This window comes from Streptomyces sp. NPDC006332, assembly GCF_040612855.1.
Classification (GTDB): domain Bacteria; phylum Actinomycetota; class Actinomycetes; order Streptomycetales; family Streptomycetaceae; genus Streptomyces.
Genome location: NZ_JBEXRA010000009.1, coordinates 160,625 through 173,342, shown reverse-complemented (window position 1 = coordinate 173,342; position 12,718 = coordinate 160,625). Strand labels below are relative to the sequence as shown.

Genomic DNA, 12,718 nt, shown 5'->3' with positions numbered 1-12,718 from the left:
GTGGAGGCGGCGGCGGGAGCTCAGAGCGCGGGGGTGTCCGCTGTCCTGGTGGTGGCGGGCTCCGTGTCCGCGGAGGGCTCCCCATCGGTCAGGTCCCGGTGACGGGTCTCCTTGGCCACGCCCACGGCGACGACGGTGAGGACGGCCGCTGCGATGACGTACAGCGCGATGGGGGTGGAGCTGTCGTAGTCGGCCAGCAGCGCGGTGGCGATCAGGGGCGCGGGCGCTCCGGCCGCGACCGAGGCGAACTGGGCGCCGATGGAAGCCCCGGAGTAGCGCATCCGGGTCGCGAACATCTCCGAGAAGAAGGCGGCCTGGGGCGCGTACATCGCCCCGTGCAGCACCAGGCCGACCGTCACCGCGAGGATCAGGTTGCCGAAGCCGCCGGTGTCGATGAGCGAGAAGAACGGGAACATCCACAGGCCGACGCCGACCGCGCCCAGCAGGTAGACGGGACGACGGCCCACCCGGTCCGACAGGGCGCCCCAGGCCGGGATCACCGCGAAGTGCACGGCCGACGCGATCAACACGGCGTTGAGCGCGGTCTGCTTGGACACCCCGGCCGACGTGGTGGCGTAGACCAGGATGAACGCGGTGATGACGTAGTAGCTGATGTTCTCCGCCATGCGGGCGCCCATCGCCACCAGCACATCACGCCAGTGATGCTTCAAAACGGAGACGAGCGGCAGCTTCTCGGCCTCCGCCCGCGTCGCCTTACGGGCTTCGGCCTGTGCCAACGCCTGCTTGAAGACCGGCGATTCATCGACAGACAGACGAATCCACAAACCGACGATCACCAGCACACCGGAGAGCAGGAACGGGATGCGCCAGCCCCAACTGCCGAACGCGTCGTCCGACAGCACCGCGGTCAGCAGGGACAGCACGCCGGTGGCGAGGAGTTGGCCCGCGGGCGCGCCGGTCTGCGGCCAGGAGGCCCAGAAGCCGCGTCGTCGCGCGTCCCCGTGCTCGGACACCAGCAGTACCGCTCCGCCCCACTCGCCGCCCAGCGCGAAGCCCTGCACCAGCCGCAGCAGGGTCAGCAGCACGGGAGCGGCGGTACCGACCGTGGCGTGCGTCGGCAGCAGCCCGATCGCGAAGGTCGCCCCGCCCATCAGCACCAGGCTCAGCACCAGCAGTTTCTTCCGGCCCAGCCGGTCGCCGTAGTGCCCGAAGACCAGTGCGCCCAGCGGGCGGGCGGCGAACCCGACGGCGTACGTCAGAAACGACAGCAGCGTGCCGACCAGCGGGTCCGAGTCCGGGAAGAACAGCCTGTTGAAGACGAGGGCGGCCGCGGAGCCGTAGAGGAAGAAGTCGTACCACTCGATGGTGGTGCCGATGAGGCTGGCCGCGACGATCCGGGGGAGGCTCGCGGGTGGCGGGGGAGCGGGTGCTGCGGAGGCCATGGACGCCACTTCCTCGGGTGCAATGGGGACGGGTACGTGTCGGCACACGGTAGAAACACGCAGGTCAGGCGCACATGTGGCGGGGCGACATAGTTCGGGGGCTGGCTATGCGTGCGACCACCATGCCTGCACGTAGAGGGGCGGCTCAGGGGCTCGAAGGCGGTCGAAACGAATGCCGTCCGGGACGCGTGGTTCGCGGCGATTTGATGGTGCGGTGCTGTTCCCGTGCTGACTTGGTGCTGACCCCGCTCCGTTTGAACTCGGACATCTGCGTGCCGCGTGGGCACGGTGACCGGTGTCGCGCACCCCTTGCTGCATCGGAACGGGTTCGGCGCCCCCGAGAGGAGTCTCTCGAAGGCGCCGGGCCGCGGTGGCCGCTTCTTTACACCGCGGCCATGCCCTCCATGCCGGACTCGGCGAAGGGGGGCAGTCCGGTGGCCGTGGTGACCTTGGTGAGAGATCCGTTCCTGCCGATGCGGAAGCCGTCGATGGTGCCGGAGGTCGCGTTCTGGACGTACAGGAACTTCTCGTCCTGTGTCACGGCCAGGTCGATGACGCCCTGGGACATGGCTGACGGTGGCGTGGCGATGCCGGTCTTGTTGGTGAGCGCGAGCCTGCCGTGCCGGTCGGTGCGGTAGCCGGTGACGGTTGAGTTGCCGGTGTTGCCGCCGTAGATGAAGTCGCCTGCGCGCTCCAGCCAGCACAGCGTGTTCTGACCGTTGGCCAGGGGCCTCTGGACGACCTTGAGGCTGCCGTCGGCGCGCACCTTGTACGTACTGACCGTCGATTTCTCGGCTTCGGCGACCAGCATCCGGCCCGCTCTGTCGAAGGTGATCGCGAACGGCACGCCGCCGGCCGAGTTGTTGACCTTCGCCCGGTGTGCGGGGCGTCCGTCGCGCCGCATCGGGAACACCTCGATGGTGTCGGCCGACTTCGTGGTGACGACCAGTTCATGGCCACCCGGGGTGAACGCGATCTGGCCGGGCGAGCTGCTGAACAACGGCACCTTGCCGTTCTTCAGCCCAAGTGAGCGATAAGAACCGCCCAGCGGTTCGAGTCCGGAGGCCGTGATCTGGAAGCCCTGGACGTTGCCCGCGCCTCCCGCGTTCATGACATAGGCGAGGTTGCCGGACACCGCGATGGACGAGGGGAAGTCCCCGCCCGAGCGCATCACCCGCCGGTCGGTCAGTTTCTGTCCCTCGACCCGGAACGAGGTCACGGTGCCGCTGCCCGCGTTGACTGCCAACAGCAGATGCGAGCTGCGGTCGTAGACGAGTGAGCCCTGGGAGGCCAGCGAGTCGGTGGGTGCGTCGACCTGGTCGCCGCCCTTGCCGCCGGTTAGGTAGGCGCCTGCGGCGGTGAGCTTTCCGCCCTCGTCGCGCTTGAAGACGTGGATGGTGTTTCCGGCGAGCTCGTTGCCCTGTACGAAGACGGCGTGGTCGGCTCCCGCCTTGGCGCTCTTCGTCGTCGCACCGTCGTACGCGTGGGGGACTTCCCCCGCCGAGGCGATAGCCACCGTCGTCACGACCGCCGCCGACGCGAGGAGGCCTGCCCCGGCAATGGTCATCCGGACCTGCGACTTCGACCTGCGCCTGGTATGCCTGCTCACGCCTGACTCCTCGTACCTCGTCGCCACCGCCGTCGGTGACGTGCAGAGCCAGAGTTGCCTGTGGGGCGGAGGGAATGAAGAGTGTTTCGGTCGCGCGTCAGCTTCTCGTAAGAACTGCCGTTCGCCCAGGAGAACTCGGTGGCGGTCCGGCCTGCGGCGCGCCTGCCACCCTTGATCGGTCTCGTGCAGCACCTTGAGCGGGCACCTCTCGCAGGTATCCCCGGCCGATGAACGCGCGCTGGTGAGGCGGGAGTTTGCGCCGTCGGCGGTCGCAGTCGTACCCCCATTCGTCCCGGAGTTCGGCCGGCCGCCGGCGATGTGAGCCGCGCCGGGAGCGGTCCTGCGCTGCTGCTTGGTCAGGGCTGTGGGGTGCTGCCCATCTCGGCGGTGAAGGTCACGGGGTCGCTGTCGAATCCTCGGACACTCTGGTGGAACTCCCACGTTCCGGAGGCGTCCCTGGTGAACTCCGCGACTGTCGCGGCGGTGTTTCGGGCGAGCTGTGCGAAGTCGTCCTTCAGTAGCTCCCTGTACTTCTCGACAACCAGAACGCCGGCGTTCGATATGTCACCGAAAGTTTTGTGGCCGTTGTTCTGGTGGATCGCCACACCCACCACCACCCGTGAGAAGGAGAGTGCGAGGCGATCGAGCTCCAGGGTCATCGCTTCCACGTAGCCGAGGCCCTGTCCGGTCTGGCTGTGTCGGCTCATGTTGATGGTGCCGTCCGGTGAGCGGCTGTCGAAGTGGACGACGTACACCGGCCGCCCGAAGGGGGCGTCCACCGAATAGGTGGTGGCGATGATGTCGAGATGATGGGGTGGCCGGTCCCAGGGGCTCGGGTCCCATTTGAGCCGTACCTCGACCTTCCCGACTTCAGGGCTGTCGCTGCTCACCGAATTGCTGCCTCTCTCATTTCACGCCATCACGCGAAGGCGCCCGCATGAGCAAGTATGGCCGTCGGTGATCCTGTTGAAGCTTCGGACGGCTCACGCCACCAGTTCCATGAGAGGCCCCGTCGAAAGAGCCCTCCGGGAGGACGTGGCGACGGTGCGTCGCAGGCCGCCACTGTCGTCGGGCCCACCGTCGGGACCATGCAGGCTCGGACCGGCACTCAGCCCAGGGCATCGAGGGCGGCCAGGATGTCGGCGGGTTCGGCGCGCTTGGTGTAGTCCGTGTCGATGAAGGCCCAGCGGACGACACCCTCGCGGTCGATGACGTAGGCAGCGGGCAGCGGCAGGGTTCGCGGGTGTCCTCCGTTGACGCGCTGGAGGTCGAAGCCGAGCTTGTCGTAGACGGTTGCGAGGTCGTCAGGGAGGTCGAAGGCGAGGCCGTACTGCTTGGCGGTGTCAGAGCCGATGTCGCTGAGGACGCTGAAGGCGAGCTCGTGCTTCTCGGCCAGGGAGAGGGGCTCGTCGGGGACTTGGGGGGAGACGGCGACGAGGCGAGCGCCGCGTGCGGTTATTTCGTCATGGTGCTGCTGGAGGGCGCGCAGGGCGATGTTGCAGTACGGGCACCAGGCGCCCCGGTTGAAGGTCAGGACGACGGGGGCCGGTCGTGAACAGATTGGCGGGCGCCCGCCACGGGCACCCCGCCCCTTTTCCGTGCTCACCTGCCTGATCGTGCGGCCGTTGCACCGCCTATTCCCGGATGAACCCGAGCTGTCCGTGCTGAGCGAGGCTCGCACGGGCGGCGGCATCGGGCTACGAGGTACCAGGGTTCGCGATCCGCACGGGGGCGCGTCCCGTGTCGCCGTGCACCAGCCGCGGGACCGCGCCGCCTGAGCCCTGACGCCGACTGGATCTCACTCCGGCCCTTCTTCCACACGCCCGACTCCCGGGTCCGGCTGCGCGAGTCACGCCAGGTCGCCCGGGTCGAGCCCGTCCGTCGGCCTCGGCGCGTCGCCCACTTGCCCGCCTCTGGGCGTGGACAGCAGCTCGCGGCCCCGCTCCGGGGTGAGCAGCGGCCCGAGCACCGGGTCGGCCACCCACCCCAGCGGCGCCAGGTGATCCGGCCCCAGCGGCTTCCACAAGGGCAGAGCATTCATCAGTGTCCGCCACGCCTCGTCGGGGTCTCCCCGCCGCGCCAGCTCACGCGCCCGCTCGACCGCTTCCCCGAACGGTCCGGCCGCGGTGTACCGGTACGTGCCATCCCTGACCTGATCCAGCGTCGCGTAAGCCAGTGACACCAGGTCGTCGTCAGCGCCAACCAGATGGAACCGCAGCGTGGAGTCGTCCCGGTACGAGTGCGCTGCTTGCTCGGCGACCAGCGGCGGCAGCAGCTCCGGCGCGTACTGCGGGTCCGTCACCAGGCCGCCGAAGTAGACCATGTAGGTCTGTCCGAGCAGGCGGCGTATCTGGTCGCCCAGCCCGGCGGCGCGCGGCCGGCCGTACTCCTTGGCCTCGTCCAGCGCCTTGACGGCCCGTTCCCAGCCACCGCGCACCGCCTCCAGCCGGGCCTCCTCCACCTGGGCGTCCAGCTCCCGTGTCGTGTCGTTGGCGAACACCGGCTCCGTGTCGCTCCGGTGCGCCCGCAGGCTGTGGAACTCCCGGTGCATGTCCCGCATGAACTCGAGGAAGTTCGAGTGCCGCTCGGGTGGTGCGGCCCGCCAGCTCGCCCAGGTGTAAACGGCCCACTCGCCGTCCTCGTCAACGTCCTCGGGGTCCATCAGGACATATGTGGCGTCGGACTCGACGTCGAGCTGCAGTCCGCGCCGCCAGATGTCCGCCTCCCGCCGCTCCTCGGGCCCGGCATCCTCGTCCAGGTCCTCCTCGAACATGACCCCGAGCCCCGACTCGTCGTTGTGCCAGCGCGCGTCCTCCGTCCCCGCCAGCAGCCGCACGAACCCGCCCGCGTGCCGCCACCCGTCGCTGACCTTGAGGAACTCCCGGTACGACGGGGGCATCCGTAGACCGAGGCGCTCCTCCATGGCTGCGATCCGCTCCGCGGACGCGGACGGGAACCCCAGCCACCGTGCCCGCCGTGCGGCCTCGTCGTCCTCACTCTGGGTCTCGCCGTCCGGCAGGGAATCCGCCCACTCCCCGCTCCACCTGAGCAGGAAGGACCGCCAGTCGAATGCCGTGGTGTCCGTCATGCGTCCGATGTTGCCACCCACCACTGACAGCGCTCCTCTGCCTGCCGCCGCCGACGATTCGATCTGAAGGAGGCGGCGCGGGTGCTGAGTGGTCGGGTCCGCGTCCGGCAGAGGGCGGCGGCAGTGTGACCGTTCCTTGCCGATGCCTTTCCCGTGGCTTGGGCGTGAGCGCCCCAGTATGCGGGGCAGGCGAGACGGCATGACAGCGAACGATTCCCGCCAAGGCTCCGCACTTCTGTACGACCCTCTGCGTAACAAGGGGACCGCGTTCAGCGCGGCGGAGCGGGCAGAGCTCGGCCTCGACGGGCTGCTGCCACCTGCCGTGGAGACCCTGGACGACCAGGCCGACAGGGCGTATGAGGCGTTCCTCGGCTACGACAAGCCGCTGAACCGGCACATCTACCTGCGCCAGCTCCAGGACACCAACGAGGTGCTGTTCCATCGACTGGTCACCCGCCACCTGGAGGAGATGCTGCCGGTCGTCTACACCCCGACCGTCGGCGACGCGTGCCGCCGCTTCAGCGAGATCTACCCCGCCGCCCACGCGGGCTGTTCCTCTCCTACGAGGACCGGCACCGCTTCCGGGAGATCCTGCGCAACCGCCCGCAGGACGAGGTGGACGTGATCGTCGTCACCGATGGCCAGCGCATCCTGGGCCTGGGCGACCAGGGGGTGGGTGGCATGGGCATTCCGATCGGCAAGCTCAGCCTCTACTCGGCGATCGGCGGCATCCATCCCGCGCGTACGCTGCCGATCCTGCTGGACGCCGGGACGGACAACGAGGAGCTTTTGAACAACCCGCACTACCTGGGCCGCCGCGAGCGCCGGGTCACCGGGGCCGAGTACGACGAGCTGGTGGAGGCGCTGGTGGCGGCCGTGGAGGCTGAGCTGCCGGGGACGCTGCTGCAGTGGGAGGACTTCGCGACGGTGCACGCCCGGCGAATCCTCACCCGCTACCGCGACCGGCTGCTGACCTTCAACGACGACATCCAGGGCACCGCCGCCGTCGCGCTCGGCGCACTGACCACGGCGACCAGGGTCGCGGGGACCCGGCTGGCCGACCAGCGGATCGTGATCCTCGGCGCGGGCTCCGCCGCGGTCGGCGTGGCCGACATGATCCGCGTCGCTCTGGTCGACGACGGCGTGCCGGAGGAGGAGGCCGTCTCCCGCTTCTGGTTCGTGGACATCGACGGGCTGCTGACCGGTGCCCGTGACGACCTGACCGACGAACAGCGGGTGTATGCCCGCGACGACGAACAGGAGTCGTACAGCCTTGCCGAGGTGGTGGACCGGGTGGAGCCGACCGTGCTGATCGGGCTGTCCACCGCGCATGGCGCCTTCACGGAGGAGATCGTGCGGCGGATGGCGTCCTCCTGCGACCGCCCGGTGATCTTCCCGCTGTCCAACCCGACTTCCCACGCCGAGGCCGACCCCGCTGACCTGGTGCGCTGGACGGACGGCAAGGTGCTGGTCGCCGCCGGCTCCCCGTTCCCGCCCGTCACGGTCGACGGTCGTGAGATGCCGGTCGCGCAGGCGAACAACGTGTACGTGTTTCCTGCCATCGGCCTGGCGGTCACCGCGTGCCGGTCCACCCGGGTCACGGACCGGATGATGGTGGCCGCCGCCCGCGCGGTGGGTGACTGCGCCGCTCGGTTCGCGCCGGATGACAGTGACGCCCCCGCGCCGCTGCTGCCGCCGCTGCGGCACATGCGGGACGCGGCCCGGGAGATCGCGCTGGCCGCGGCGACAGCGGCGGTGGAAGACGGCGTCGCCCCGAAGGCCACCCGGGAGGAACTGCGCGCGGCCATCGAGGCGGCCCAGTGGAGCCCCAGGTACGTACAGTGACCGCCAGGCCTGCCGTCCGCGCTCGGTGCGGGCAGCGGAAGGCAGGCGGTACCAGCCCGGACACGCCGCCCTGCCCGACGTCGCACAGCGGCCTGGCCCGCCGAGTGGCCACTGCGGTTCGAACGGAGGGACGCTGGAGGCACGGGGGCGTTCGGCGGATGGGAGGCAGCCCATGAAGGTCGGAGTGCTGACCGGCGGCGGTGACTGTCCCGGCCTCAACGCCGTGATCCGCAGCGTCGTACGCAAAGGCGTCCAGGAGTACGACTTCGACTTCGTCGGCGTGCGGGACGGCTGGCTCGGTCTGCTCCAGGGCGACGTCAGGCCGCTGGACATCGCAGGCGTGCGGGGGATCCTCCCCCGCGGCGGGACCATCCTCGGCTCCTCCCGCACCAACCCGTTCAAGCACGAGGACGGACTGCGCCGCGTGCAGGACACCCTCGCCACGCACGACGTGGACGCGCTCGTCGTGATCGGCGGCGAGGACACGCTGGGCGTGGCCACCGAGCTGAGCCGGCACGGGATCCGCCTGGTCGGCGTGCCGAAGACCATCGACAACGACGTCTCGGGCACCGACTACACCTTCGGCTTCGACACCGCCGTCGGTATCGCCACCGAGGCGATCGACCGGCTCCACACCACGGCCGAGTCACACATGCGCAGCCTGGTGGTGGAGGTGATGGGGCGGCACTCCGGATGGATCGCCCTGCACGCCGGCATCGCGGGTGGCGCCAACGTGATCCTCATCCCGGAGCGGCCGTTCGACATCGATCAGGTCTGTGAGCAGGTGAAGAGCCGGTTCAAGATCAACTATGCGCCGATCGTCGTGGTGGCCGAGGGGGCCGCCCCCAAGGAGGGACAGATGGTCGTCAAGGACCAGTCGCTGGACGAGTACGGTCATGTGCGGCTGTCCGGCATCGGTGAATGGCTGGCCCGGGAGATCTCGGACCGTACCGGCAAGGACGCCCGCACCACGGTCCTGGGGCACGTCCAGCGCGGCGGCACCCCGAGCGCCTTCGACCGCTGGCTGGCCACCCGCTACGGGCTGCACGCCATCGACGCGGTCAAGGACGGCGACTTCGGCGTCATGGTCGCCCTGCAGAGCACCCGGATCGTCCGGTACCCCCTCGCCGACGCCACCGCGGAGAACAAGGTGGTGGATCCGTCGCTGTACGACGAGTTCGAGGTGTTCTTCGGCTGACCGGGGCCGACGCTGATCACCCAGCCACCCACTCAGGCCCGACCACGGCAGCCGTCAGTCGGCATGGGGTACGACCGCCACCGGGCAGCGGGCGTGATGCAGGACGGCGTGCGTGACCGGGCCCAGTCGGCCTTCGGCCGCCCGGGGGTCGGTGCGGCGGCCCACGACGAGCAGGTCCGCACTCCGGGACGTGTTCAGCAGCGCTTCCGCGGGGTGAAGCAGCATGACATCGGTACGGACCGTCACCCGGGGATATTTGTCCTCCCACGTGCGCAGGGAGTCGGAGAGCCGCAACACTTCCTGGTCCTCCCAGGTCGCGCGGTCCTCCTCGGTCACCACCAGGATCCGCGGTGACACGGATTCGGCGGGCACGACCCATGCCTGGACCACTCGCAGACCCGCCGTGTGTGTCTCGGCCTCCCAGAACGCGAAGTCCGCGGCCTCACCGACCGGATGATGCGCGTCGAACCCCAGCATGACCTGGCCGGTGTCGCCTGCCGTGCGGATCCCTGCTCCGAAGGTGCCGGGCCGGTGGGGGACCAACACGACCGGGCACGGGGCCGCAGCCGCCATCCGCAGGGCCACCGAGCCGACCGCGAGACCCTGGAAACCGCCCGTTCCGCGCATACCTACGACCAACAGCTCGGCCTCGCGTGCCGCGGCGAGGAGAGCCGCGGCCGGGGCGTCGTCGGCCTGCTCGCCCCGCACGTCGAGGTGCGGGTGGCGCTCGCACAGGTCGGCGACCGTCCGCTGGAGGATCCGCGCACCCACGTGACGCAGCCTGTCCAGTGCCGGGCCCGGCACGGTGCTCCCGGGAAGCGCCACCGAGGCGTGGAGCAGCAGCAGCGGAACCCCACGCAGGACGGCCTCACGGGCCGCCCAGTCGGCCGCCGCCGAACTGCGTTCGGACCCGTCCACACCCGCCAGCACAGGGTGACTCATCGCGGCCTCCTTCGCCCGGCCTGCACCTCGCGGGCGCCACCCGGCCCATCTCTCCCGTCTCCCACTGTTCCACCAGGGCCGTTCCGGCGCCCGGAGAGGACGCGGCTGCCGGGACCCGACCGCACATCGCCGGCTTACCCGCTCACCGGTCGAGCGAACGCGCCCCCTCACCCGCGGGCGTCGAGCCGGGCCGCGGGACGGCAGAACGCAACGCAGCACCCAGCAGCGCCACGGCCGGGGGGATCTCCGTGTCGCTGATGTTGCGTACCCGAGGACGAGCGCGCGCTTCACCGACGGCTCCATGCGGTAGTCGTCGAGGTCCGCCAGGCGCAGCCCGACGGCGGTCGCGGACCGGACCGCCTCGCGGGTGTCGGTGACGTCCGGCAGATGGAGCACGATGTGCAACCCGGCGGCGGTGCCGGCGACCCGGCCCTGCGGAACCTGGGCGCCGAGCGTCCGTATCAGCAGGTCGCGGCGGGAGCGGAACCGCCGCCGCGACGCGCGCAGATGGGCGTCGTACCACCCGCGGTCGATGAAGGTGGCGAGCGCGAGCTGGTCCAGCACCGGTGGAGCGGTGGCGACGGGGTTCGCTGCCCGCAGCGCCGAGGTCAGTGCGGCAGGAGCGACCAGCCAGCCCAGTCCCAGGGCCGGCGACAGCGTCTTGCTGACCGAACCGAGGAGCAGGACCCGGCTCGGATCCATCCCCTGCATCACCGCGACCGGGTGGTGGTCGTAGCGGAACTCGGCGTCGTAGTCGTCCTCGATGACGAAACCGTCCACCTCGCGGGCCCAGCGCACCAGACGTGCCCGGCGTGCCGGGGACAGGACCGTGCCGGTGGGGAACTGGTGCGCCGCGCCGACGACGACGGCCCGGGCCGGAGTACGGGCGAGGTCGTCGACGCGGAGGCCGTCGTGGTCCACCGGCACCGGGTGCACGCGCAGGCCGGCGCTCGTCGCGGCGTCCCGCAGTCGCCCCCAGCCCGGGTCCTCCACGGCCAGATCGTCGATCCCCTCGGCACGCAGCGCCCGGCACGCGCGAACCAGACCGTCGGTGACGCCGGCGCACACCGACACGGACTCGGTGTGCGTGTCCGCGCCGCGCGAGCGCCGCAGGTACTGCGCGACGGTGGTACGCAGCACCACGTGTCCGGCGGGGTCGGGCAGGCCCAGGTCATAGTGGACGGCCGAGCCGGTGACCGTTCTGACCGCCTCCGCCCAGCGGCGGCGCGGAAACGCCCGCAGGTCCGGCAGGCCGGGCGCGAGGTCGTACCGGATCGAGGCCCGCGCCGGTGCGGGACGCACGCGAGACTGTCGCGGCGCGGTGTCCGGTGACCACGAGACGCGCGTGGCCGAGCCCACTCGGGCACTGAGGTAGCCCTCCGCGACGAGCTGCCCGTACGCCTCCGTCACCACCCAACGGGAGCAGCCGAGCGCTTCGGCGAGCGCCCGGCTCGGTGGCACGGCGGCGCCCTCCGGCAGCCGGCCGTCACGGATCGAGGTGCGCAGCGCGTGAGCCAGACGATCGTGCAGGCGCCGCCGGCCGCGCTCCGGTGGGCTGACGTCCAGCAGCGTCGCCCACGCGAGATTGGTCTGGGAATCAGCCACGAGATTGGAGCGTACCGCCGATCCGAATCCGCATACCGTCAGGCGCATGACGGAAAACCTGGTTCTTGGCGCCATGCTGTTCGGCACGGTTCAGGACGAGCGCCGATCGTACGAGCTCCTCGACCGTTTCGTGGACGCCGGAGGCGTCTGGATCGACACCGCAAACTGCTACTCGTTCTGGGCGGACCCGACCGGTTTCGGCGGGCAGAGCGAGACCCTGCTCGGGCGCTGGCTGGCGAGCCGTCCGGGCGTCCGTGACCGCGTCCGGATCAGCACCAAGGTGGGCTGCGAGCCGACCGAGGCCGGCCGGTTCCCGGAGACGGCGGAAGGTCTGTCGGCCGGGGCCGTCAAGAGCGGGATCGAGGGCAGCCTGCGCCGACTCGGCACGGACCACGTCGAGTTGTACTGGGCCCACAAGCCGGATCCGGCCGTGCCGCTGGACGAGACGGTCGCCGCCCTCGACGAGTTGGTGTCCGCGGGCACGGTGGGCCGTCTCGGCTGCTCCAACTACCCTGTCTGGCAGATCGAGCGGGCCCGTCAGATCGCGCGGGCCGAGGGCAGCGCCGGCTTCACCGCGGTGCAGCAGCATCACACCTACCTGCAACCGCGCCCCGCGACCCGGCCCACCGTGGTGCACCGGTTCGGTGCGGTCACCGACGAGGTGCTCCACTACCTGGAGCACCACCCGGACATGGCTCTGTGGGCCTACACACCGCTGCTCAGCGGCCGCTACACGCGCGTGGACAAGCCCCTGCCGACGGAGTACGACCACCCCGGCACGGCCCGTCGCCTCGCGGCGCTCGACGAGGTCGCCGCCGAGACCGGCACCAACCGCAACCGGGTGGTGTTGGCGTGGCTGACCGGGGGGAACCCGGCTGCCACGCCGATCGTCGGCGTCAGCACGGTCGAGCAGCTGGACGAGGCGATCGCGGGAGTGTCACTCGAGTTGACCGCCGAGCAGCGCGAACGGCTCGACTCCGCGGCCTGACCCGTCAACCCACGTACCGCTGGCCGGCGGTGAGGTCACC

6 protein-coding genes and 3 pseudogenes are annotated in these 12,718 nt (G+C 70.5%); 3 read left to right on the top strand and 6 right to left on the bottom strand.

Going from position 1 to position 12,718, the window contains the following annotated elements; translation table 11 throughout:
* Window positions 1–20: 20 nt before the first annotated feature.
* The 5 genes and pseudogenes from ABZ027_RS11435 to ABZ027_RS11415 all read right to left on the bottom strand — a co-directional run.
* Window positions 21–1,403, bottom strand: coding sequence for an MFS transporter (locus ABZ027_RS11435; protein WP_356766816.1), 1,383 nt, complete (start codon window positions 1,401–1,403; stop codon window positions 21–23).
* 382 nt (window positions 1,404–1,785) lie between these two features.
* Window positions 1,786–3,012, bottom strand: coding sequence for a hypothetical protein (locus tag ABZ027_RS11430; RefSeq protein ID WP_356766814.1), 1,227 nt, complete (start codon window positions 3,010–3,012; stop codon window positions 1,786–1,788).
* A 356-nt stretch (window positions 3,013–3,368) separates the two neighbouring features.
* Window positions 3,369–3,902, bottom strand: coding sequence for a TerD family protein (locus tag ABZ027_RS11425; RefSeq protein ID WP_356766812.1), 534 nt, complete (start codon window positions 3,900–3,902; stop codon window positions 3,369–3,371).
* A 218-nt stretch (window positions 3,903–4,120) separates the two neighbouring features.
* Window positions 4,121–4,555: pseudogene (locus ABZ027_RS11420) on the bottom strand (peroxiredoxin-like family protein); the annotation flags it as partial.
* A gap of 309 nt (window positions 4,556–4,864) precedes the next feature.
* Window positions 4,865–6,100 (bottom strand): annotated as a pseudogene (locus tag ABZ027_RS11415) (SMI1/KNR4 family protein); the annotation flags it as partial.
* Between the two features lie 199 nt (window positions 6,101–6,299).
* Between ABZ027_RS11415 and ABZ027_RS11410 the strand changes: the two are divergent.
* Both ABZ027_RS11410 and ABZ027_RS11405 read left to right on the top strand, forming a co-directional pair.
* Window positions 6,300–7,945 (top strand): annotated as a pseudogene (locus tag ABZ027_RS11410) (NAD-dependent malic enzyme).
* A gap of 172 nt (window positions 7,946–8,117) precedes the next feature.
* Window positions 8,118–9,143 (top strand): 6-phosphofructokinase, encoded by a 1,026-nt coding sequence (locus tag ABZ027_RS11405; protein WP_356766810.1) that lies wholly within the window; start codon window positions 8,118–8,120, stop codon window positions 9,141–9,143.
* Between the two features lie 54 nt (window positions 9,144–9,197).
* Here ABZ027_RS11405 and ABZ027_RS11400 read toward each other — a convergent pair whose 3' ends face one another.
* The gene (locus tag ABZ027_RS11400) at window positions 9,198–11,690 is read right to left on the bottom strand and encodes an aminotransferase class I/II-fold pyridoxal phosphate-dependent enzyme (protein ID WP_356766808.1); all 2,493 of its coding nucleotides are present in this window, start codon (window positions 11,688–11,690) and stop codon (window positions 9,198–9,200) included.
* A gap of 46 nt (window positions 11,691–11,736) precedes the next feature.
* Between ABZ027_RS11400 and ABZ027_RS11395 the strand changes: the two genes are divergently transcribed.
* On the top strand, window positions 11,737–12,678 hold the full coding sequence (locus tag ABZ027_RS11395) for an aldo/keto reductase (RefSeq protein WP_356766806.1): 942 nt from the start codon (window positions 11,737–11,739) through the stop codon (window positions 12,676–12,678).
* Window positions 12,679–12,718: the final 40 nt, after the last annotated feature.